Consider the following 22,969-nt stretch of genomic DNA (forward strand, 5'->3'; position numbering starts at 1 on the left):
CGAACCGCGCCAGCAAAGGCATCAGAGACTGTTGAACACGCGGTTCTCTTGCTCCGCCACGCGAATGAAAGTGGTACGCTTGGTCAGCTCTTTCAGACGGGACGCGCCCACATAGGTGCAGGCAGAACGCAGGCCGCCGAGGATATCGCGCGCCGTGTTTTCAACCGGGCCACGCAGCGGCAGCTTCACGGTTTTACCTTCGGCTGCACGGTAACCCGCTACGCCGCCGACATGACGATTCATCGCGGATTCAGAGCTCATGCCGTAGAACAGCATGAATTTCTCACCGTCTTCTTCCACAACGGTGCCGCCGCTTTCATCGTGACCCGCCAGCATACCGCCGAGCATCACGAAATCTGCGCCGCCGCCGAAAGCTTTCGCCACATCGCCCGGTACGGTGCAGCCGCCATCGCTGACGATTTGCCCGCCCAGACCGTGCGCCGCATCGGCACATTCGATCACCGCGGAAAGCTGCGGGTAGCCAACGCCGGTTTTCACTCGGGTGGTACACACGGAGCCGGGGCCAATGCCCACTTTGACGATATCCGCGCCGCAAAGGATCAGCTCTTCACACATTTCGCCGGTCACCACATTGCCCGCGCAGATGGTTTTATTCGGCCAGGCTTCGCGCGCTTTGGTCACAAACTGCGAGAAGTGTTCGGAGTAACCATTTGCCACGTCAATGCAAATAAAGTTCAGCGCCGGATTCAGGGCAAGGATCTGGCGGGTTTTGTCGAAATCCGCATCAGAGGTGCCGGTGGACACCATCACGTGTTTTAACACCGCGTCGGATTCACGCGCAACGAACGCCTGCCAGTCGGCTACGGAATAGTGTTTATGTACTGCCGTCAGGATGTCGAATGAAGCCAGTGCTTTTGCCATCGCGAAGGTGCCGACGGTATCCATATTGGCGGCAATAATCGGCACCCCTGACCAGGCCATACCTGAATGCTTAAAGGTGAATTCGCGTCCCAGTTCAACGTCGGAACGGCTTTTGAGGGTAGAACGTTTAGGGCGGATAAGGACGTCTTTGAAACCTAACTTCAAATCTTCTTCGATACGCATGTAGGGGTCCTGGGGTTAATGGCGATAAAAGCATACTGTCAAACACACAACTCCAGTGACGCTATCATACGCACTAAATAGGTCTGCGCAAGACTGCGAAATTCTCTTTTTTTACGCTACAATCCTATAAATTTACCTGGAAAACGGCTCAGTTTCGCCGCATCTGACGCCCCGTTTTCTGTACGAATTATAACCGATTGATTTACGAAACAAATAAATTGACCGGTCGTCGTCTGGCTGACCATTTTGGGATTTTGTTTTATGGGGTATACGGTCGCCTTAACCGGGGGTATTGGCAGTGGCAAAACCACTGTCGCAAACGCTTTCTCCCGCTGTGGGGTTAACGTAGTAGACGCTGATGTTATCGCCCGCCAGGTGGTGGAACCGGGTACGCCCGCGCTGGCTGCCATCGGCGAGCACTTCGGCGATACGGTGATTAACGCAGACGGGACGTTAAATCGTCGCGTGCTGCGCGAACGCATTTTTTCCTCCCCGGCAGAAAAAGCCTGGCTTAACGCCTTACTGCATCCGTTAATTCACCAGGAAACCCAGCGCCAGATTGCCCAGGCGACATCTCCTTATGTCTTATGGGTCGTTCCGTTACTGGTGGAAAACCAGTTACATACCAAAGCCGATCGGGTGCTGGTGGTGGACGTCTCGCCTGAAATACAACTCTCTCGCACCATGCAGCGCGATGGCGTAACACGCGAACATGCCGAACATATACTCGCCGCGCAAGCGACGCGGGAAGCTCGCCTGGCCATCGCTGACGATGTTATTGACAATAATGGCGCACCAGATGCCGTGGCATCGGATGTTGCCCGCCTGCATGCCGCGTACCTTAGCTACGCCGCCCGGGCCGTTTCACAGGAAAAAGCGTAATGCACACCCATGTCCTCTTTGAACATCCGCTTAATGAAAAAATGCGCACCTGGTTGCGCATTGAATTTTTGATCCAGCAGCTGTCATGCCGTTTACCCATTGCTGATTCCACCGACGCGCTGCATTTTTTCCGTAATATCGGCGACCTGCTGGATGTGTTCGAACGCGGGGAAGTACGCACAGAATTGTTAAAAGAGCTGGAGCGCCAGCAGCGTAAACTTAAAGCCTGGGTCGAAGTGCCGGGCGTGGATCAGGAGCGGATCGCCGCCCTCAGCGATCAGCTCAGACAGTGCAGCACGACGCTGATGTCGGCCCCGCGCATCGGCCAGTTATTGCGTGAAGATAAACTCATTGGCCTGGTTCGCCAGCGTCTGAGCATTCCCGGCGGCTGCTGTAGCTTTGATTTGCCGACGCTGCACCTGTGGCTGCATTTACCCCAGGCGCAACGGGATGAGCAGGTCAGCGTCTGGCTTAACAGCCTGCAGCCCCTGACCCAGACGTTAACCCTGATCCTCGAATTAGTGCGTAATTCCGCGCCGTTCCGTAAGCAGACCAGCCTGCATGGTTTTTACCAGGATAACGGCGAGGATGCCGATTTACTGCGTCTGCAACTTGCGCTGTCGGATGCGCTCTATCCGCAAATTTCCGGCCATAAAAGCCGCTTCGCCATTCGCTTCCTGCCGCTGGACAGTGAAAATGGCGTGATCCCTGAGCGTCTGGATTTTGAACTGGCCTGCTGTTAAGGAACTGATATGTCTGAAGTTATGATCGTAAACTGCCCGACCTGCGGGAAAAAAGTTGTCTGGGGCGACGTCAGCCCGTTTCGCCCGTTTTGCTCTAAACGCTGCCAGCTGATCGATCTCGGCGAGTGGGCGGCGGAAGAAAAGCGCATCCCGAGTTCCGGCGAGCTTAATGACAGCGACGACTGGAGCGAAGAGAAGCCCTAAAGTTCCTGGTGTAACCGGGTGACGATAGGCGCGTTCGCGGGCGGGAAATCGTCCGCATTCAGCGCCTGCTGCGCTATCCAGCCACCCGGCTGACCTTCCCTGCCCCAGGGTTCGCCCTCCCAGCTTTCCACCAGATAGAACCACAGTGTGATATGCAGTTCCGGGTAGCTGTACTCCAGCCGCTCGTACAGCTGCGCGCTGGTGACGACAATCCCCACTTCTTCTTCCAGCTCGCGCACCAGCGCCTGCTCCGGGGTTTCACCCGCTTCGATTTTGCCGCCGGGAAACTCTTTTTTGTTTGCCATATGCGCGTCGGCAGCGCGCTGGGTAATAAAGATTTCGCCCTGCGCATTGCGGATGATGCCGGCAGAAATATGCAGTACTTTCATTCATTTCGCTCCATAAAAAAGGCGCAGATATCTGCGCCTTTTGTGGTGGTCATGACAGGATCAATTCAGACGGCCATGACACTGTTTGAATTTCTTACCGGAACCGCACGGGCAGGGATCGTTACGACCCACTTTGCGTTCGCCGGTCTGTGCGGCCAGCGCTTCTGCGGCTTGTGCTTCGTCGGTCTGGTGGCTGAGCTGTTGCATCTGCGCCAGACGTTCAGCTTCCTGACGACGCTGCTGCTCCATCTCTTCCACTTCTTCCGGTTCGCGCACCTGCACCTTGCTCAGGGTGCTGATCACTTCGTACTTCAGGGATTCGAGCATCGCCGCGAACATGGCGAAGGATTCACGCTTGTACTCCTGCTTCGGATCTTTCTGCGCATAACCGCGCAGGTGAATACCCTGACGCAGATAATCCATGGCCGCAAGGTGCTCTTTCCACAGGGAATCCAGCGTTTGCAGCATCACGCCTTTTTCGAAGTGGCGCATCATCTCCGCGCCTACGATCTCTTCTTTGCGTTTATAGACTTCCACCGCCTGGCTCAGAATACGTTCACGCAGGGTTTCTTCGTGCAGCTCTGGCTCTTTATCCAGCCACTCAGCAATCGGCAGTTCCAGATCGAAATCATTTTTCAGACGTTCCTGCAGGCCAGGGATATCCCACATTTCTTCCAGCGACTGCGGCGGAATGTGCGCATCAATGGTCGCCTTAAAGACATCTTCACGGATGCTGTTGATGGTTTCGCTTACGTCGGACACGTCCAGCAATTCGTTACGCTGGGTATAAATCGCACGGCGCTGATCGTTCGCCACATCATCATATTCCAGCAGTTGCTTACGAATATCGAAGTTACGGCTTTCCACTTTGCGCTGGGCGTTAGCAATGGCTTTGGTCACCCACGGGTGTTCGATAGCTTCGCCTGGCTTCATACCCAGTTTACGCATCATGCCCGACACACGGTCAGAGGCAAAAATACGCATCAGGGCATCTTCCATCGACAGGTAGAAGCGTGAAGAACCCGCATCGCCCTGACGGCCAGAACGGCCACGCAGCTGGTTATCGATACGACGGGATTCGTGACGTTCGGTACCGATGATGTGCAGACCGCCGGACGCCAGCACGGCATCGTGACGCGCCTGCCAGTCGGCTTTAATCTGCGCGATCTGCTCCGGGGTTGGATCTTCAAGTTCAGCAAGCTCTGCCTGCCAGCTACCGCCCAGCACGATATCCGTACCACGACCCGCCATGTTGGTGGCGATGGTCACAGCTGACGGATAACCCGCCTGTGCGACGATGGCCGCTTCGTTGGCGTGGAACTTGGCGTTCAGCACGTTGTGCTTGATACCCGCTTTTTCCAGTTCCTGAGACACCACTTCTGATTTCTCAATGGAGATAGTACCCACCAGCACCGGCTGGCCTTTGGCGGTACGCTCTTTAATATCTTCGATAATGGCCTGAATTTTTTCCGCTTCGGTCATGTAGACCAGATCCGGCATATCTTTACGGATCATCGGACGGTTGGTCGGCACCACCACCGTATCCAGCTTATAGATAGAGCTGAATTCAAAGGCTTCGGTGTCCGCGGTACCGGTCATACCGGCCAGTTTTTCATACAGGCGGAAATAGTTCTGGAAGGTGATGGACGCCAGCGTCTGGTTCTCGTTCTGGATTTGCACGCCTTCTTTGGCTTCAACCGCCTGGTGCAGACCATCAGACCAGCGACGGCCCTGCATGGTACGACCGGTGTGCTCATCAACGATGATGACTTCGCCGTCTTTCACGATGTAGTCAACGTCACGGGTAAAGAGCACGTGCGCACGCAGCGCAGCGGTAACGTGGTGCATCAGCATGATGTTGGCCGGAGAGTACAGTGACTCGCCCTCTTCCATAATGCCTTCTTTGACCAGCAGCTCTTCCACCAGCACCAGACCACGCTCGGTGATGTTCACCTGGCGGGATTTTTCGTCCACCGAGAAGTGACCTTCACCCTGGAAGGTGTCGGAGTCTTCTTTTTCCTGACGGATCAGGTTAGGAATGATTTTGTTGACGCGCATGTACATTTCGGAGCTGTCTTCAGCCGGGCCGGAAATGATCAGCGGCGTACGGGCTTCATCGATAAGGATGGAGTCCACCTCATCCACCAGCGCGTAGTGAAGTTTACGCTGCACGCGCTCTTCAGGGCTGAAGGCCATGTTATCGCGCAGGTAGTCAAAGCCGTATTCGTTGTTGGTGCCGTAGGTGATGTCAGCGGCATAAGCTTCGCGCTTCGCCGGAGCGGGCATATTGGGCAGGTTGATGCCTACCGTCAGGCCGAGGAACTCAAACAGCGGACGGTTGTTTTCGGCGTCACGCTGCGCCAGATAGTCGTTGACGGTAACCACGTGCACACCTTTACCGCTCAGGGCGTTCAGGTAAGCGGGCAGGGTTGCGGTCAGAGTTTTACCTTCACCGGTACGCATCTCGGCGATGCAACGTTCGTTCAGCACCATGCCGCCCAGCAGCTGCACGTCAAAGTGACGCATACCGAATACGCGTTTACTGGCTTCACGGACCACCGCAAAGGCTTCCGGGATCAGACTTTCAACGGTTTCGCCCTTTTCCAGACGCGCTCGGAATTCACCGGTTTTCGCTTTCAGCTCATCGTCGGTGAGCTTTTCCATTGCCGGTTCCATGCTGTTAATGACGCCCACCACTTTACGCATACGGCGCAGGGTACGGTCGTTACGACTACCAAAAACTTTTGTTAATAATTTGATTAGCATAATAAAAATCTCAAACGCCCCGCTTCGCGGAGTCTAATAAAAAAGGAAAAAACCAGAAAAGATCAGCTGAGGCGTTGAGGTCCGGCGCGGATCCCCTGCACCTGGCTCAGCCAGGCAGAGACGTTAAACGCCTTCGGGGAGAACGATGAAGCAGTGATGTACTGACGAACGATGACCGGAGGTTTTCTCTCCAGCGTCAGTAAGGCATTGAGCGTATCCAGCAGCGCGCGGTGGTGCGCTTCGCCAGGCAATGGCGCTTCCGCGACAGACAGCGTCTGCGGCGCCATAGCAAAAGAGAGATGGCGGATAACCGTGCGGATCGCGTGCTGATGCCAGTAATCCACCGTAAAACTGGGGCGGCGGTTTGCTTCCAGCAGCGCAAGGCTGGTGAAGTTAACCGGGGTGATGCGATCGTGATTACTGGCAGCGGTTCTGGCGGGTTGCGCGGCGTCAGCGTTGTTATTGAGCGTGGGGAGGCCGAGACTCGCCGCGACCATCCCTAACAAGAGATGCGGCCAGAAGTAGCGTCTGCCAAATTGTCGCCAGCGCGTCAGTAATCCGCTCACTTACCTCACCTGAATGATGCAAACCTGCACAGGTTTATTTGTGTATTCGTTTTTGTGCGCCCAAATATTACCACTAATGGCGTGACAGGACAGCAGTAATGAAGGCGTGGAAGAGGTAAAACTGCTTAAGAAAACACCGAACGCACCAGGAAAAATGCTGAAAACCGTAAGAGGAGTAACGGGCGGGCAGAAGAAGCGGAATACCGTGATTTAAAAACAAAAACGGCTGACACCCCTGACCGGAGAGAGTGCCAGGTTTGCCAGCCGAATTTTAATAATGGTATGGACTGTTACGCCAGAACCATTGTCGGTGCTTTGAACGCCAGCGGCATTTCTGCCTCGTCCTGGAACGTCACATATTCCCAGGCTTCCTGTTTTGCCAGGACTGCCTGCAACAGTTTGTTGTTCAGTGCGTGACCGGATTTGTACGCGGTAAATGCGCCGATGATATTGTGACCACACATAAACAGGTCGCCAATCGCATCCAGCATTTTGTGACGTACGAATTCGTCTTCAAAACGCAGACCGTCTTCGTTCAGTACGCGATAATCGTCAACGACGATGGCACAATCGAAACTACCGCCCAGGCACAAACCACGGGATTGCAGATATTCGATATCACGCATGAAGCCGAAAGTACGCGCACGGCTGATCTGACGCATGAACGCATCGGCAGAGAAGTTCATTGCATAGCGCTGGTTGCTGGAGTCAATCGCAGGATGGTTGAAGTCGATGGTAAAGTCCAACGAGAAACCATTGTACGGTTTGAATTCAGCCCATTTATCGCCATCTTCAACGCGAACTGTCTCTTTAATGCGAACGAATTTCTTCGCGCAGTTAAGCTCTTCGATACCGGCATCAAGCAGCAGGTAAACGAACGGCGCGGCACTACCGTCCATGATCGGGATTTCTGGCGCATCGACTTCAATCATGATGTTGTCGATACCCAGACCCGCCAGAGCGGCGTTAAGGTGCTCTACGGTAGAAATTCGTACGTCATGCTCATTGACCAGGCAAGTACAGAGCATGGTATCACGCACAGATTTGGCATCAGCCGGGAAATCTACCGGTGGATTCAAGTCGGTGCGACGATAGATGACCCCGGTGTTTGCCGGCGCAGGGCGTAGCGTCAGTGTGACTTTCTTGCCGGTATGTAAACCGACGCCAGTCGCCTGAACGATACGTTTAAGAGTCCTTTGTTTGATCATCGTATTATCTCGCCTAATTACCTATCCAACCAGATTGTACTACACAACCGGTGGGCCAGTTTAGCACAAAGAGCGGAGATGCCCAACTTCCAGCCAATTCTTAATCAGCCTGTTTACGCAAAAATGCCGGGATATCCAGATAATCCGGCTCTTTGGTGGTCTGCGGCGTGTTGTCGTTAACCACTTTTGCTGCCGGTTTTTGTTCCTGCGTCAGCGGCGCCATACCGTGCTGCTGGTAACGATCCAGAGCCGGTTGCTGCGTCTGCTTGTTGGTCACCAGCGTGATTTCCGGACGTTTGTCCATGCCGATACCGGTCGCCACCACAGTCACGCGCAGTTCGTCGTTCATTTCCGGATCCAGCGACGTACCAATTACCACGGTCGCGTTATCGGAAGCGAAGGCACGAATGGTGTTACCCACGGTTTCGAACTCATCCAGACGCAGGTCGAAGCCAGCGGTGATGTTAACCAGCACGCCGCGCGCACCGGACAGATCGATATCTTCCAGCAGCGGGCTGGAGATCGCCATTTCTGCCGCTTCTTCCGCACGGTCTTCACCGCTGGCCACGCCGGAGCCCATCATCGCATAGCCCATTTCGGACATTACGGTGCGCACGTCAGCAAAGTCGACGTTCATCAGGCCCGGACGGGTGATCAGTTCAGCGATACCCTGCACTGCGCCTTTTAACACGTCATTCGCCGCGCCAAACGCATCCAGCAGGGAGATACCGCGTCCCAGCACTTTCAGCAGTTTGTCGTTAGGAATGGTGATCAGCGAATCCACATGCTTGGACAGCTCAGTGATACCCTGCTCCGCAAACGCCATACGCTTCTTACCTTCGAAATTGAAAGGCTTGGTCACGACAGCAACGGTCAGAATACCTAAATCTTTTGCTACTTCAGCGACGACTGGCGCTGCACCGGTACCGGTACCGCCGCCCATGCCCGCTGCGATAAACACCATGTCTGCGCCATCCAGCGCCGCACGCAGTGCTTCACGATCTTCTTCTGCCGCATTGCGACCGACTTCCGGGTTAGCGCCTGCTCCCAGACCTTTGGTAATGCCGCCGCCAATCTGAATGGTTTGTCCCACCGCAGTTTTACGCAACGCCTGAGCGTCAGTATTCACCGCGAAGAATTCCACACCTTCGATGCGTTCGCGCACCATGTGTTCGACGGCGTTACCGCCGCCACCACCGACGCCGATGACTTTAATCACCGCGTCGTTGGTCAGTTCCATAGGTTCAAACATAATTTCTCTCCGTTTTGTGCCTGTCGCCTGAGACCGCTAATATTCTCCGGTCTCTGAAAAATTAAAACTCTTTTCGCAGCCAGCTGTTGAGTCGTTTGATCCACGAGCCGACTGACACACGTTTTTCCACTTCTGCTTCACCACTCAAATGGGACTCTTTCCCGTAGTGAAGCAACCCAACCGCCGTGGAATAATACGGCTCCTGGGCGTAATCCGTAAGTCCGGTAATATTGAGCGGCGCACCAATACGCACCTGCGTATGGAACACTCGCTGTGCGCAGGCGGCTAAGCCTTCAATCTGCGCGGCACCGCCTGTTAACACAATCCCCGCCGCCAGATGATGTTTCACACCCTGCTGACGAAGCTGCTCCTGCAACTGTAAAATCTCTTCGTTTACCAGATTGAGCAGTTCGGTATACCGCGGCTCAATCACTTCCGCCAGCGTCTGACGCTGGAGGCTGCGCGGCGGACGACCGCCCACGCTCGGCACTTCTACGCTCTCGTCTTTACCGACGATGGAGCCGAGTGCGCAGCCATGGCGCACTTTGATGGCTTCGGCATCGCTCGGCGGCGTACCGAAGGCATAGGCGATATCGCTGGTGACGACGTTCCCCGCATAAGGGATCACTTTTGTGTGACGTAACGCCCCACCGGTATAGACGGCAATATCCATTGTACCACCGCCGACGTCTACAACGCAGACACCCAGCTCACGTTCGTCTTCTGTCAGCACAGAATAACTGGACGCCAGTCCGGCAAAGATCAGTTGGTCAACTTTCAGGCCACAACGTTCAACGGCTTTGACAATGTTTTTCGCCATATCGTTATGACATGTGATCAAGTGCACTTTTGCCTGCATACGCACGCCCGACAGACCCACCGGGTTCTTGATCCCTTCCTGGTAATCAATGGCGTACTCCTGCGGAATCACATGCAGGACGCGATGCTCATCGCGAACGCGTACGGATTTAGCGGTATGCACCACGTTTTCAACGTCTTCCTGCGTCACTTCTTCTTCTGAAATCGGCACCATACCAATTTCATTCTGGCAGCTGATGTGTTTACCTGAAAGCGCCAGATACACTGACGAAATCTGGCAATCTGCCATTAATTCGGCCTGGTCAATGGCACGCTGTACGCATTTAACCACGGACTCCAGGTCATTAACCCCACCTTTATCCATACCACGGGACGGGCAGCTGCCCACGCCAATGATATTGATCATACCGTCGGGCAGAACTTCCCCTACTAAAGCGGCGACCTTCGCGGTGCCAATCTCCAGTCCAACTACCAGTTTTCTGTCCGTCGCCTTGATCATTGTTGCTCTGCCTGTGCCTGATTCTGTTGCTGATTAGGATCCTCAATGGGAGCCGGTTTCCATCCGACCGCCGCGCCTGAGTCATAGCGCAAGTCAACGTAGCTAATCTCTTTGCCATCGGTCTGCGCCTGCTGCAAAAGCACCGGGTACAGTTCAACAAAGCGGGACAGGCGTTTCATCGTATCGCCCCGCCCAAGATTGAGCTTAATATCGTTGTTCAACGTTAATTGCCAGGAGCGCCGCGCGGTCATGGCCGCCTCTTTCAACGTGAACTTATCCTTAGCCAGCTCTTTACCCATATCACGGTAGCCCTGCAAAACTTCGTTTTCGCTGCCTTCCGGACCGTACAGCAGAGGTAATCCCTCTTTACTGACGCGATCCGCAGGTACGCTGAACGAATTGCCGTCGGCATCCACCATGTGCTGATCATTCCACCGCGCTATAGGCACATATTCAACCAGATGAATCTTCAATTCATCGGGCCATTGCTTACGAACGCTCGCCTGTTTGATCCACGGCAGGCGCTCGATCTGGCTCTGAATGATGTTAACGTCCTGCGTCATAAAGGTGCCGGGCGATCCCAGCGCCAGTATGGACTGACGAATATCATCATTACGCGTGTAATGCCGTTCGCCCGTGACTACCAGTCTGGAAAGGGGTAAACGTTGCGCGTCATCCATCCAGCCCAGCACCATCCAGCCGCTCACCAGCACGGTACACACTACCGTAAGCAGGAAAATAATCCCTGCCAGACGCGTTCCATTATTCCGTCGTGAGGAGCTAACCTCTTCCTCACTCTGGTTGCGCGTGTTCAGTGCCGCCTGCGACATATCAGTCCGCCAATGCCAAAATTCTTACAACCAGCTGCGAGAAGCTCATTCCCGCCTGGCGCGCCGCCATCGGCACCAGACTATGGCTGGTCATGCCCGGCGAGGTATTCGCTTCCAGGAGATAAAACTGACCATCGCTGTCCTGCATGGCGTCAATGCGACCCCAGCCCTGACAGCCTAACGCGGTCCATGCTTTTTGCACCAGATCGCGTAAATGCGATTCATCGCTTGCTTCTAAACCGGAAGGACAGAAATATTGTGTCTCATCAGAGAGATACTTCGCCTCATAATCATAGAAGGTTCCAGCGGGTTGGATGCGAATTGACGGTAAAATTTCTTCACCGAGCACGGCCAGCGTAAATTCCGGGCCACTGAGCCATTTTTCAATAAGAACATCTTCATCATGTTGAAAAGCCATTGTCAATGCATCCTGTAATGCACTGGCTTCGGTGACTTTTGACATGCCCACGCTGGACCCCTCGCGGCTCGGCTTCACAATCAGCGGTAAGCCCAGCGCGGAAATCTGTGCCGTAACGGCGTCATCAAGACCCGCTTCGAAGGCCTTACGGGTTAGCGCCACCCAAGGGGCGACCGGTAAACCCGCGCCCTGCCACAACAATTTGCTGCGCAGTTTGTCCATGGAGATCGCCGACGCCATCACGCCGCTGCCGGTATAGGGCAGCCCGATCAGCTCCAGCAATCCCTGTAACGTGCCATCTTCTCCCCCGCGACCGTGCAGGGCAATAAACACTTTCTGATAGCCGAGCGCTTTTAACTGCGTGACATCGGTATCGCGCGGATCAACAGGATGGGCATCAACGCCCCCTTCGCGCAGACCGGCCAGCACTGCCGCGCCGGAATTCAGCGATACGTCACGTTCCGCAGAGGTTCCGCCAAAGAGGACGGCAACTTTCTCAGCCATGATGTTCTTCCTCCTGGGTTTGCGGTTTCAGTTTACTTTCAGCAAGGCTGCGGGCAATTTTGCCGATATTGCCTGCGCCCTGCACCAGAATCAGATCGTTGCCGGTTAATACCGGCGCCAGCATCGCCGCCACCTGCGCGTGATCCGGCACAAGGATCGGGTCGATTTTACCGCGACCACGAATGGTACGGCAAAGCGAACGGCTGTCTGCGCCCGGGATCGGCGTTTCGCCGGCGGAATACACATCCAGCATCAGCAGGGTATCCACCTGCGTCAGCACGTTGGCGAAATCGTCATACAGATCGCGGGTACGGGTATAGCGGTGCGGCTGGAAGATCATGATCAGATTTTTTTCCGGCCAGCCCGCGCGCGCCGCTTTGATCGTGGCGTCCACTTCCGTCGGGTGATGACCGTAATCATCAACCAGCATCGCGGTGCCTGCTTTCCCGTTCACCGTTTCTAACGGGAATTCACCGAGGAAATCGAAACGACGGCCGGTGCCCTGGAAACTTTCCAGCGCGCGCAGGATCGCCGCATCGTCGATACCTTCTTCTGTAGCGACCGCTACCGCCGCCGCTGCGTTCAGCGCGTTATGGCGACCCGGCGCGTTCAGCGTTACGTGCAGCGCAGGCTTGTCCTGACGCAGCAGCGTAAAGTGACCCTGCGGCCCTGTCTGGCGATAATTTTCAATGCGCACATCCGCATCATCACTGAAGCCATAAGTGGTCGTCTGACGTCCCACACGCGGCAGCAGCTCACGGATCACGCCATCGTCGACGCACATCACCGCACGACCATAAAACGGCAGGTTGTGCAGGAAATTAATGAACGTCTGCTTTAAATTTTCGAAGTCGCCCTGGTAGGTATCCATATGATCGGCTTCGATATTGGTAACAATCGCCACCATCGGCTGCAAATGCAGGAAAGAGGCATCGCTCTCATCCGCCTCGGCGATGAGATAACGGCTGTGACCGAGACGCGCATGCACGCCCGCCGCTTTCACCAGACCGCCGTTAACGAAGGTCGGATCCAGCCCTGCTTCCGCATAAATACTGGCCACCATCGCCGTGGTGGTGGTTTTACCGTGCGTACCGGCGATGGCGATACCGTGACGAAAACGCATTAACTCCGCCAGCATTTCAGCGCGGCGGATCACCGGAATGCGCGCTTCATGAGCGGCGACGATCTCCGGGTTATCCGCGGTAATGGCGCTCGACACCACCACCACGCTGGCATCCAGTACGTTTTCCGGACGGTGATTGAAGTAGATGGTCGCGCCGAGGGAAGACAACTGCTGCGTCACCGGATTGGGCGCCAGATCGGAGCCGCTGATCTGATAGCCTTCGTTGGCCAGCACTTCAGCGATACCGCCCATACCGGCACCGCCAATGCCAACAAAGTGAATGTGCCGGACGCGACGCATCTCGGGCACGATAGAACGCAGTTTCGCCAGTTGTTGTGTATTCATTCTCTAAACGCCATCGACTTCAAAAATTCGTGCGACGCAAAAGGCGTCGCGATCTTTATGCCTGTGCTGCAAGGCATACTGCTCTGGCAACCCGATCGGTTGCATCCGGTATGGCGGCGGCACGTGCGCGCTCTGCCATGACTAATAATGTTCTGCGATCCCAGCCCGCCAGCGTCTCTGCCACGGCATCGACGGTAAACTGCGGCTGTTCAAGGATCTTTGCCGCGCTCGCTTTTTCAAGCGGCAGGGCATTCCAGTACTGCTGCCGATCTTTGTGCTGGAAGGGCACAAACAGCGCCGGTAAACCGGCGGCGGCAATTTCGCTCACCGTTAACGCGCCGGAACGGCAAACCACGACATCGGCCCAGGCATAAGCTGCCGCCATGTCGTCAATAAATTCGGTCACTTTATGCTGCGGCTGACCGTTTTCCGCATACGCCTGCTCGACGGTCTGCTGCGCGCCCTTGCCGCTCTGATGCCAGATGGTGACGCGGTCGGCGAGCTTCGCGGCGACCTGCGGCATGGTCTGGTTCAGAATGCGCGCCCCCTGGGAGCCGCCCACCACCAGCACACGCACCGGCCCTTCACGACCGGCAAGGCGATCCTGCGGCAACGGCAGCGCCAGCACATCGGTACGCACCGGGTTGCCGACCACCTCTGCATTGGCAAAGGCACCGGGAAACGCCTGCATCACCGTTCTGGCGATTTTCGCCAGCCACTTGTTGGTCAGACCGGCAATGCCGTTTTGCTCATGCAGCACCACGGGAATGCCCAGCGACCAGGCCGCCAGCCCGCCGGGGCCTGACACATAACCGCCCATGCCCAGCACCACGTCCGGACGAAAGCGCTTCATGATGGCGCGCGCCTGACGCCAGGCGTTGAAAATTCGCAGCGGCGCCAGCAGCAGCGCTTTCACGCCTTTCCCGCGCAGGCCGGAAATGCGGATAAAATCGATCTCGATGCCGTGTTTCGGCACTAAATCCGCTTCCATTCGGTCGGCGGTGCCCAGCCAGCGAACCTGCCAGCCCTCAGCCATTAAATGATGCGCAACCGCCAGCCCGGGGAAAACATGCCCGCCGGTGCCGCCAGCCATCACCATTAATCGCTTCGCCTGAACACTCATCGAACACCTCGTGTAAACGCCTGGGCTTTTTCCAGACGAGTTTCATAATCAATACGTAACAGCAGCATGATCGCCGTCGACATAATCAACAGACTGGAACCACCGTAACTGATCAGCGGTAGCGTCAGACCCTTGGTTGGCAGCATACCCGCCGCCGCACCGACGTTAACCAGCGCCTGGAAGCTAAACCAGACGCCGATCGAACAGGCCAGAAAGCCGGAAAAACGCTGATCGATCTCCAGCGCCTTGCGACCGATGGACATGGCGCGGAAAGCGACGAAGAATACCATCAAAAGCGCCAGTACCACACCGATATAACCCAGTTCCTCACCAATAATGGCGAAGATAAAGTCAGTATGCGCTTCGGGCAGATATTCCAGTTTCTGTACCGAATTCCCCAGCCCCTGCCCCCACAATTCGCCGCGACCAAATGCCATCAACGACTGGGTAAGCTGGTAACCGCTGCCGAACGGATCGTCCCACGGACGCCAGAAAGAGGTCACGCGGCGGATACGATAGGGTTCGGCGAGGATCAGCAGCACCACCGCGGAGATGCCCATGCCGATAATGGCGATGAACTGCCACAGCTTGGCGCCCGCCAGAAACAGCATCGCCAGCGTGGTGACAAAGAGCACCACCACCGTACCGAGGTCAGGCTGCGCCAGCAGTAACACCGCCAGCACGAGGATCACGCCCATCGGTTTTAAGAAGCCGCGCAGGTTATTTCGCACCTCATCAACCTTACGCACCAGGTAGTTCGCCAGATAGCAGAACAGCGATAGCTTGGTAAATTCCGCGGGCTGGAAACGCATCAGCCCTAAATCGATCCAGCGCGATGCCCCGTTGATCGAGCTGCCCACCACCAGAACCAGCAGCAGCATGATAATGGCGAGGATCAGCATCGCCGAGCTGTAGCGCTGCCAGAAGGTCATCGGCAGACGCAGGGTGATCACCGCCAGACAAAACGCGAGGAACAGGTACAGCGCGTCACGTTTGGCGAAGAAGAACGGATCGTTAGTCAGGCGCTGGCCGACCGGCATCGACGCCGAGGTCACCATGATAAAACCTACCGCACCCAGGCCAAGCGTCAGCCACAGCAGCATGCGGTCATACATGATCAGACTGTCGGTGTCTTTCTCACGGGATCCCATGACCCAGCCACGAAGTGCCGAGCCAGCCCAGCCAAGGATACCCATCCCCGGCAGGCGCGGCAGTCGAAGGCGCGGTAGCGATAAACGCATCAGCCTAACTCCCTCGCCAGACGGGTAAAGAGATCGCCCCGTTGTTCGAAATTCTTAAACTGATCGAGACTGGCGCAGGCGGGCGACAGCAACACCATGTCCCCGGCTTTTACCTGCGGCGCGATCAGGCGCATCGCCTGTTCCATGGTTTCCGTTTGCACGGCAACGTCCGGACGCAGCGCGGCAAGTTCAGCGCCGTCGCGGCCAAAGCAGTACAGGCGAACACGATCGCCGGTCAGATAACGCGCCAGCGGCGAGAAATCCGCGGATTTGCCGTCGCCGCCGAGCAGTAAATGTAAGGTGCCGTCCACCTGCAGGCCGTTCAGCGCCGCTTCGGTGCTGCCGACGTTGGTGGCTTTGGAGTCGTTGATCCAGCGTACGCCGTTATGCTCAAGGGCCAGCTGGAAACGGTGCGCGAGACCGGTGAAGGTGGTTAGCGCTTTCAGGCTGCTGGCGCGCGGTATACCGGCGGCATCCGCCAGCGCCAGCGCCGCCAGCGCATTGGTGTAGTTATGCTGCCCCGTAAGCTTCATCTCTTTTACGTTCAGCACCTTTTCGCCCTTCACGCGCAGCCAGGTTTCCCCCTGCTGGCGGTTCAGGTGATAGTCGCCCACATCCACGCCGAAGCTGATGCAGCGTTCATCAGCGCCGCGCACCGGCATGGTCAGCGCATCATCGGCATTCACCACGCAGACTTTGGCGTTTTCATAGACGCGCAATTTCGCCGCACGATACTGCTGGAGGCCAAACGGATAGCGATCCATATGATCTTCAGTGACGTTCAGGATCGTCGCCGCCACGCTGCGCAGGCTGGTGGTGGTTTCCAGCTGGAAGCTCGACAGTTCCAGCACATACAGTTCACAGGCGCCGTCCAGCAGCATCAGCGCAGGCAGGCCGATATTGCCGCCGACGCCAACGTTCATACCCGCAGCTTTCGCCATCTCGCCCACCAGAGTGGTGACGGTGCTTTTACCGTTTGAACCGGTAATGGCGACGATCGGCGCCTGGGCTTCACGGCAAAACAGTTCGATGTCGCCGATAATCTCCACGCCTTCATCGGCGGCGGCGCTGAGGGACGGATGCGCCAGCGCCATGCCGGGACTGGCGACAATCAGATCGGCGGCCAGCAGCCAGTCGTCATTCAGACTACCAAGATGGCGCTCCACCGTTTCCGGCAGCTTGTCCAGCCCCGGCGGCGCAACGCGCGTGTCCATTACCCGCGGGTTAACGCCGCGCGCAAGGAAAAAGTCCACGCAGGACAGGCCGGTTAAACCTAACCCGATGATGACGACTTTTTTGCCCTGGTAATCTGCCATGATTAACGCACCTTCAGCGTTGCCAGTCCGATGAGGACCAGCATCAGCGAAATAATCCAGAAGCGCACAATAACGCGCGGCTCCGGCCAGCCTTTCAGTTCGTAATGGTGATGGATCGGCGCCATGCGGAAGATCCGCTGGCCGCGCAGTTTAAACGAGCCGACCTGCAGGATCACCGACAGGGTTTCCACCACAAAGACGCCGCCCATGATCACCAGCAGGAATTCCTGACGCAGCAGCACGGCGATAATGCCCAGCGCGCCGCCCAGCGCCAGCGAGCCGACGTCGCCCATAAAGACCTGCGCCGGATAGGTGTTGAACCATAAGAAACCGAGTCCTGCGCCGACGATTGCCGTACAGACGATCACCAGTTCACCCGCATGACGCAGGTAAGGGATGTGCAGATAGTTGGCGAAATTCATGTTACCGGACGCCCAGGCCACCAGCGCAAAGCCCCCGGCGACAAACACCGTCGGCATAATGGCAAGGCCATCCAGACCGTCAGTCAGGTTGACTGCGTTGCCGGTACCGACAATCACGAAGTAGGCCAGCAGCACGTAGAACAGCCCCAGCTGCGGCATCACGTCCTTGAAGAACGGCACTACCAGCTGCGTGGCTGGCGTATCGTTACCGGCGAGATAGAGCGCAAAGGCCACGCCCAGCGCGATCACTGACATCCAGAAATACTTCCAGCGGGCAATCAGCCCTTTGGTGTCTTTACGCACCACTTTGCGGTAATCATCCACAAAGCCAATGATGCCGTAGCCGACCAGCACCACCAGTACGCACCAGACGTAAGGGTTGGAGGGATAGGCCCACAGCAGGACGGAAATGACAATCGCGGTCAGGATCATGATCCCGCCCATGGTTGGCGTACCGCGTTTACTGAAGTGCGATTCCGGACCGTCGTTACGGACGACCTGGCCAAAAGCGAGTTTTTGCAGACGGGCAATCATGCGCGGGCCCATCCACAGCGAGATGAACAGCGCGGTCAGCAGGCTGACAATGGCGCGAAACGTCAGATAAGAAAAGACGTTAAAGCCAGAATAATATTTGACCAGATGCTCGGCCAGCCACACTAACATGTCCCGTTCTCCTGTAATGCGTGTACTACCTCTTCCATGGCAGCACTACGTGAACCTTTCACCAGAATGGTGATAATTTGATGTTCTGCGATCAGCGCTTTCAGACGCGTCACGACCGCAGACTTATCGTTAAAATGCTCGCCCACACCGCTGGCGTCGCTAAGGGTTTTACTTGCTGTGCCTACGCTCAGTACCCGATCCAGGCCTGCGGCTTTCGCGGCGGCGCCGACCTGCGCATGACATTCTTCGCTTTCTGCGCCCAGTTCCGCCATATCGCCCACCACCATCACGCGGTAGCCCGGCATTTCAGACAGCACCTGCGTGGCGGCAGTCATGGAACCGACGTTGGCGTTATAGGAGTCATCCAGCAGCAACTGGTTTTCCCCCAACGCAATCGGGAACAAACGCCCCGGTACGGCTTTCAGCTGCGCCAGCCCGGTTTTCACCGCGTCCAGGGTTGCGCCCACTGCCATAGACAATGCCGTCGCGGCCAGCGCGTTAGCGATGTTATGACGGCCAGGCAGCGGCAGCAGCACCTCGACATTGCCGGTCGGCGTTTGCAGGGTGAATTCCGTGCCGTGGGAGGTCACATGGATATTGGTGGCGGTAAAATCGCTGTTGGCGGCATTCTGGCAAAAACGCCAGGTTTTACGATCGCCAATCACGCTCTGCCAGTTAAGCCAGTCGTTATTATCCGCGTTCATGATCGCTATGCCGTTTTGCGGCAGGCCGGTGAAGATCTCACCTTTAGCCTTCGCCACCCCGGCCAGCGATCCGAAACCTTCCAGATGTGCCGCCGCGAGGTTGTTCACCAGCGCCGCTTCCGGGCGGGTCAGACTCACGGTCCAGGCGATTTCGCCCTGGTGGTTGGCACCCAGTTCGATCACCGCAAATTCGTGCTCCGGCGTCAGACGCAGCAATGTCATCGGCACGCCGATGTCATTATTCAGGTTACCGGCGGTATAAAGTGTGTTTCCGCACTGGCTGAGGATCGCCGCGGTCATCTCTTTGACCGAGGTTTTGCCGGAGGAACCGGTCAGCGCCACGACGCGCGTCGGCACCTGTTGACGCACCCAGGCCGCCAGTTCGCCAAAGGCTAAACGGGTGTCTTTCACCAGCAGCTGCGGTAAATCGCACTCCACTTTGCGGCTGACCAGCAGCGCGCCCGCGCCGCCCTCTTTAGCGGTCGCGGCAAAATCGTGAGCGTCGAAACGTTCGCCTTTCAGGGCCACAAACAGGCAGCCGGGCGTCAGTTTACGCGTATCGGTGGTCACCGCATCGATCGTCAGGTCCTGGCCGATCAGTTCACCTTTCAGGATCCCGGCAAGCTGGCTTAAATTCACGCTGATCATGCGACCACTCCCAGCAGACGAGCGGCAGTCACGCGATCCGAGTAATCCAGACGGTTGGTGCCGATAATCTGATAATCTTCATGTCCTTTGCCCGCCAGCAGCACCACGTCATTCTCTTTGGCCTGCATAATGGCGTTGGTCACTGCTTCCGCGCGGCCTTCTACGACACGGGCATGGCCTGCGTCCAGCATACCGGCCAGAATATCGTTGATAATGGCGCGCGGCTCTTCGGTACGCGGGTTATCGTCGGTCACTACGGCGATGTCGGCGAACTCTTCGGCAATGGCCCCCATCAGCGGACGCTTGCCTTTATCGCGATCGCCGCCGCAGCCAAACACGCACCACAGTTTGCCGGTGCAGTGCAGGCGCGCCGCCTGTAAGGCTTTTTCCAGCGCATCCGGTGTGTGCGCGTAATCCACCACCACCGTCGGTTTACCCGGCGCGCTGAACACTTCCATACGGCCGCAAACCGGTTGCAGGCGCGCGGCGGTTTTCAGCAGATCGCTTAACGGGAAATCCAGCGCCAGCAGGGTGGCCAGCGCCAGCAGTAAATTGCTGACGTTAAAGGCGCCCATCAGACGGCTCTCGATCTCGCCTTCGCCCCAGGAGGAGTCAAAACGGATGGTCGCGCCGCTGTCGTGATAGTTGACGTCGGTCGCTTTTAACCAGCGACCATGGCAGTCCGGGTTGATGTGATCTTCCATCGAAACGGCAACCGCGTCCGGCAGTTTTGCCAGCCAGCGGCGGCCCACTTCATCATCGGCGTTCACAATGGCTTCGCCATAATGATGCGCGGAAAACAGCAGCCATTTTGCCGCTTCGTAGTTTTCCATATCGCCATGATAATCAAGGTGATCCCGGCTTAAATTGGTAAAGACGCTGGCGCGGAATTTGAGCGCCGCCACGCGGTGTTGGATCAAACCGTGGGAAGAGACTTCCATTGCGGCCAGGGTCGCGCCCTGTTCTGCCAGTCCGGCAATCACATGCTGAACATCGACCGCAGAGCCGGTGGTATTTTCGGTGGGGATCACATGACCCAGTAAACCGTTACCCACGGTCCCCATCACGGCGCTGGTTTCACCGAGCAGCTGGCCCCACTGCGCGATAAGCTGCGTGGTGGTGGTTTTGCCATTGGTGCCGGTCACGCCAATCAGGCGTAAACGATCTGACGGCTCATCGTAAAAACGGCCCGCCAGCGCGGAGAGGCGTTCATTAAGCTGGCTCAGGTAGATCACCGGCACGCCGTGCATTTCACGCACCTCGCCGTCGGTGGCTTCACCCTGCGCTTCGGCAATAATAGCGGCAACACCCTGGGCAATCGCCTGCGGGATATAACGACGCCCGTCCGTCTGATGACCAACAACGGCCACAAAGAGATCGCCCGACGCCGCCACGCGGCTGTCGAGTGTCATTTCCCGAAGTGCTCTCGCAGGCAGTGCTGGTACCCACGGAGCGAGTAGGTCGCGCAAATTACGATCTGCCACCTGTTGCCTCGCCTTGATTAATCACAAATTCACTTTTCTCGCCCGTCGCCAGCGCATCCGGTTCGATGTTCATGGTGCGCAGAACGCCGCCCATGATGGCACCGAAGACCGGCGCGGAAACGGCGCCACCGTAATATTTACCCGCCTGCGGATCGTTAATCACCACCACCAGCGCGAAACGCGGCTGACTGGCGGGCGCAACGCCTGCGGTGTAAGCAATGTATTTATTGATGTATTTTCCGTCCGGGCCGACTTTTTTCGCCGTACCGGTTTTGATGGCAATGCGATAGCCTTTGATCGCCGCTTTCACGCCGCCGCCGCCAGGCAGCGCCACGCTTTCCATCATGTGCACCACGGTACGCACAATGGATTCCGGGAAGATACGTTCGCCCGGCACCGGGGGATCAACTTTGGTGATCGACAGCGGACGATAAACGCCATAGCTGCCGATCGTTGCGTAGACTCGCGCTAACTGTAACGGCGTTACCATTAGCCCGTAGCCGAAAGAGAAGGTGGCCCTCTCTATGTCAGACCACCGTTGTTTTTGAGGATATAAGCCACTGCGTTCTCCGACCAACCCCAAATTGGTCGCTTTTCCCAGCCCAAAGTGCGAGTAAGTTTCTACCAGCGCTGAGGACGGCATCGCTAACGCCAGCTTTGAAACACCGACGTTACTCGACTTCTGCAATACCCCGGTGAGGGTTAATTCACTGTAACGCGCCACGTCTTTGATTTCGTGACCGTTGATCCGGTAAGGCACGGTGTTGAGCACCGTATTTTCCCGCACCACGCCGCGCTGTAGCGCCGTCATCACCACCATGGGTTTGACGGTCGAACCGGGTTCGAAGACGTCGGTGATGGTACGGTTACGCATGACATCTTTCTGCGTGCCGGTGAGGTTATTCGGGTTATAGGAGGGGCTGTTCGCCATCGCCAGCACTTCGCCGGTGTTCACATCTACCAGCACCGCGCTGCCTGATTCCGCTTTGTTAAAGGCGACGGCGTTGTTCAGTTCTCGGTACACCAGCGCCTGCAGGCGCTCGTCAATACTCAGCGCCAGGTTGTGCGCCGCCTGGCTGTCGGTGGAAGAGATGTCTTCGATCACGCGACCGTAGCGGTCTTTACGCACGATGCGCTCCCCCGGCTGACCGGTGAGCCATTTATCAAAGCTTTTCTCGACGCCTTCAATGCCCTGGCTGTCAACGTTGGTAAAGCCGATGAGGTGAGCGGTAACTTCGCCTGAAGGGTAGTAACGGCGCGACTCTTCACGTAAGTGAATGCCGGGCAGTTTGAGTTTTTTGATGTAATCGCCCAGATCCGGGTTGACCTGGCGCGCCAGATAGATAAAGCGCCCTTTCGGGTTAGCATTGACGCGCGCCGCAAGCTGATCCAGCGGCATATTCAGCGCGTCGGAAAGGGCTTTCCAGCGGTTATCCAGCGAAATGCCGCCTGCGTCATGCAGCTCTTTCGGATCGGCCCAAATCGCTTTTACCGGCACGCTTACCGCCAGCGGGCGGCCAGAGCGATCGGTGATCATACCGCGCGAGGTGGACACTTCCTGCACGCGCAGCGAGCGTAAGTCGCCCTGCCGCACCAGCATATCCGGGTTGATGATCTGCAACCATGCTACGCGCCCCAGCAAAAATGCCAGAGCCAGTAGAATGCAACCGCAAAGCAACGCAAAACGCCAACTAATAAAGTTGGCCTGTTCTTCCTGGCGTTTCGGTTTTAGCGCCTTCGCCGCTGCTTTCATGC

20 protein-coding genes are annotated in these 22,969 nt (G+C 56.7%); 3 read left to right on the forward strand and 17 right to left on the reverse strand.

The window, feature by feature from the left end:
* Positions 1 to 21: 21 nt before the first annotated feature.
* Positions 22 to 1,065 carry a GMP reductase gene (locus ACQUTD_RS12020; protein WP_318373939.1) on the reverse strand — a complete coding sequence of 348 codons (1,044 nt, stop codon included), beginning with the start codon at positions 1,063 to 1,065 and terminating at the stop codon, positions 22 to 24.
* A 261-nt stretch (positions 1,066 to 1,326) separates the two neighbouring features.
* Between ACQUTD_RS12020 and coaE the strand changes: the two genes are divergently transcribed.
* The 3 genes from coaE to yacG are packed head-to-tail and all read left to right on the forward strand — an operon-like array spanning position 1,327 to position 2,894.
* Positions 1,327 to 1,947 (forward strand): dephospho-CoA kinase, encoded by a 621-nt coding sequence (coaE, locus tag ACQUTD_RS12025; RefSeq protein ID WP_318363870.1) that lies wholly within the window; start codon positions 1,327 to 1,329, stop codon positions 1,945 to 1,947.
* On the forward strand, positions 1,947 to 2,690 hold the full coding sequence (gene zapD / locus ACQUTD_RS12030) for a cell division protein ZapD (RefSeq protein WP_473276239.1): 744 nt from the start codon (positions 1,947 to 1,949) through the stop codon (positions 2,688 to 2,690). The genes coaE and zapD overlap by 1 nt, the downstream gene beginning before the upstream one ends.
* 9 nt (positions 2,691 to 2,699) lie before the next feature.
* Positions 2,700 to 2,894, forward strand: coding sequence for a DNA gyrase inhibitor YacG (gene yacG, locus ACQUTD_RS12035; protein WP_072570622.1), 195 nt, complete (start codon positions 2,700 to 2,702; stop codon positions 2,892 to 2,894).
* Here yacG and mutT read toward each other — a convergent pair.
* The 16 genes from mutT to ftsI form a co-directional block, all read right to left on the reverse strand.
* Complete coding sequence (gene mutT / locus ACQUTD_RS12040) at positions 2,891 to 3,283, reverse strand: 8-oxo-dGTP diphosphatase MutT (protein ID WP_072570620.1); 393 nt, start codon at positions 3,281 to 3,283, stop codon at positions 2,891 to 2,893. The genes yacG and mutT overlap by 4 nt on opposite strands.
* Positions 3,284 to 3,343: 60 nt before the next feature.
* Positions 3,344 to 6,049: a preprotein translocase subunit SecA gene (secA, locus tag ACQUTD_RS12045; RefSeq protein ID WP_473276242.1), complete on the reverse strand. Its 2,706-nt coding sequence runs from the start codon at positions 6,047 to 6,049 to the stop codon at positions 3,344 to 3,346.
* A 62-nt stretch (positions 6,050 to 6,111) separates the two neighbouring features.
* Complete coding sequence (gene secM, locus ACQUTD_RS12050; protein ID WP_318363868.1) at positions 6,112 to 6,615, reverse strand: secA translation cis-regulator SecM; 504 nt, start codon at positions 6,613 to 6,615, stop codon at positions 6,112 to 6,114.
* Between the two features lie 290 nt (positions 6,616 to 6,905).
* Positions 6,906 to 7,823: a UDP-3-O-acyl-N-acetylglucosamine deacetylase gene (gene lpxC, locus ACQUTD_RS12055; RefSeq protein ID WP_072570614.1), complete on the reverse strand. Its 918-nt coding sequence runs from the start codon at positions 7,821 to 7,823 to the stop codon at positions 6,906 to 6,908.
* A 100-nt stretch (positions 7,824 to 7,923) separates the two neighbouring features.
* A complete protein-coding gene (ftsZ, locus tag ACQUTD_RS12060; RefSeq protein ID WP_072570612.1) occupies positions 7,924 to 9,075 on the reverse strand; it encodes a cell division protein FtsZ in 1,152 nt (383 codons plus the stop codon).
* Positions 9,076 to 9,136: 61 nt separating this feature from the next.
* Entirely contained in the window at positions 9,137 to 10,393 is a 1,257-nt protein-coding gene (ftsA, locus tag ACQUTD_RS12065) for a cell division protein FtsA (protein WP_072570610.1), read from the reverse strand.
* The gene (gene ftsQ / locus ACQUTD_RS12070; RefSeq protein ID WP_318363866.1) at positions 10,390 to 11,223 is read right to left on the reverse strand and encodes a cell division protein FtsQ; all 834 of its coding nucleotides are present in this window, start codon (positions 11,221 to 11,223) and stop codon (positions 10,390 to 10,392) included. The genes ftsA and ftsQ overlap by 4 nt, the downstream gene beginning before the upstream one ends.
* A 1-nt stretch (position 11,224) precedes the next feature.
* Positions 11,225 to 12,145 carry a D-alanine--D-alanine ligase gene (locus tag ACQUTD_RS12075; protein ID WP_473276247.1) on the reverse strand — a complete coding sequence of 307 codons (921 nt, stop codon included), beginning with the start codon at positions 12,143 to 12,145 and terminating at the stop codon, positions 11,225 to 11,227.
* Complete coding sequence (murC, locus tag ACQUTD_RS12080) at positions 12,138 to 13,613, reverse strand: UDP-N-acetylmuramate--L-alanine ligase (RefSeq protein ID WP_072570605.1); 1,476 nt, start codon at positions 13,611 to 13,613, stop codon at positions 12,138 to 12,140. Before murC ends, ACQUTD_RS12075 begins: the two co-directional genes overlap by 8 nt.
* 55 nt (positions 13,614 to 13,668) lie before the next feature.
* Positions 13,669 to 14,736 carry an undecaprenyldiphospho-muramoylpentapeptide beta-N-acetylglucosaminyltransferase gene (gene murG, locus ACQUTD_RS12085; RefSeq protein ID WP_321988615.1) on the reverse strand — a complete coding sequence of 356 codons (1,068 nt, stop codon included), beginning with the start codon at positions 14,734 to 14,736 and terminating at the stop codon, positions 13,669 to 13,671.
* Positions 14,733 to 15,977 (reverse strand): cell division protein FtsW, encoded by a 1,245-nt coding sequence (gene ftsW, locus ACQUTD_RS12090; protein ID WP_072570602.1) that lies wholly within the window; start codon positions 15,975 to 15,977, stop codon positions 14,733 to 14,735. The genes murG and ftsW overlap by 4 nt, the downstream gene beginning before the upstream one ends.
* Entirely contained in the window at positions 15,977 to 17,293 is a 1,317-nt protein-coding gene (murD, locus tag ACQUTD_RS12095; RefSeq protein ID WP_318373932.1) for a UDP-N-acetylmuramoyl-L-alanine--D-glutamate ligase, read from the reverse strand. Before murD ends, ftsW begins: the two co-directional genes overlap by 1 nt.
* Before the next feature lie 2 nt (positions 17,294 to 17,295).
* Positions 17,296 to 18,378: a phospho-N-acetylmuramoyl-pentapeptide-transferase gene (mraY, locus tag ACQUTD_RS12100; RefSeq protein WP_072570598.1), complete on the reverse strand. Its 1,083-nt coding sequence runs from the start codon at positions 18,376 to 18,378 to the stop codon at positions 17,296 to 17,298.
* Positions 18,372 to 19,730, reverse strand: a complete 1,359-nt coding sequence (gene murF, locus ACQUTD_RS12105; protein WP_473276251.1) for a UDP-N-acetylmuramoyl-tripeptide--D-alanyl-D-alanine ligase — start codon at positions 19,728 to 19,730, stop codon at positions 18,372 to 18,374. The genes mraY and murF overlap by 7 nt, the downstream gene beginning before the upstream one ends.
* Positions 19,727 to 21,214, reverse strand: a complete 1,488-nt coding sequence (gene murE, locus ACQUTD_RS12110) for a UDP-N-acetylmuramoyl-L-alanyl-D-glutamate--2,6-diaminopimelate ligase (RefSeq protein WP_473276253.1) — start codon at positions 21,212 to 21,214, stop codon at positions 19,727 to 19,729. The genes murF and murE overlap by 4 nt, the downstream gene beginning before the upstream one ends.
* Positions 21,201 to 22,967 carry a peptidoglycan glycosyltransferase FtsI gene (gene ftsI, locus ACQUTD_RS12115; RefSeq protein ID WP_072570592.1) on the reverse strand — a complete coding sequence of 589 codons (1,767 nt, stop codon included), beginning with the start codon at positions 22,965 to 22,967 and terminating at the stop codon, positions 21,201 to 21,203. Before ftsI ends, murE begins: the two co-directional genes overlap by 14 nt.
* Between the last annotated feature and the right edge of the window lie 2 nt (positions 22,968 to 22,969).

It is taken from the genome of Enterobacter sp. K510 (assembly GCF_055804875.1).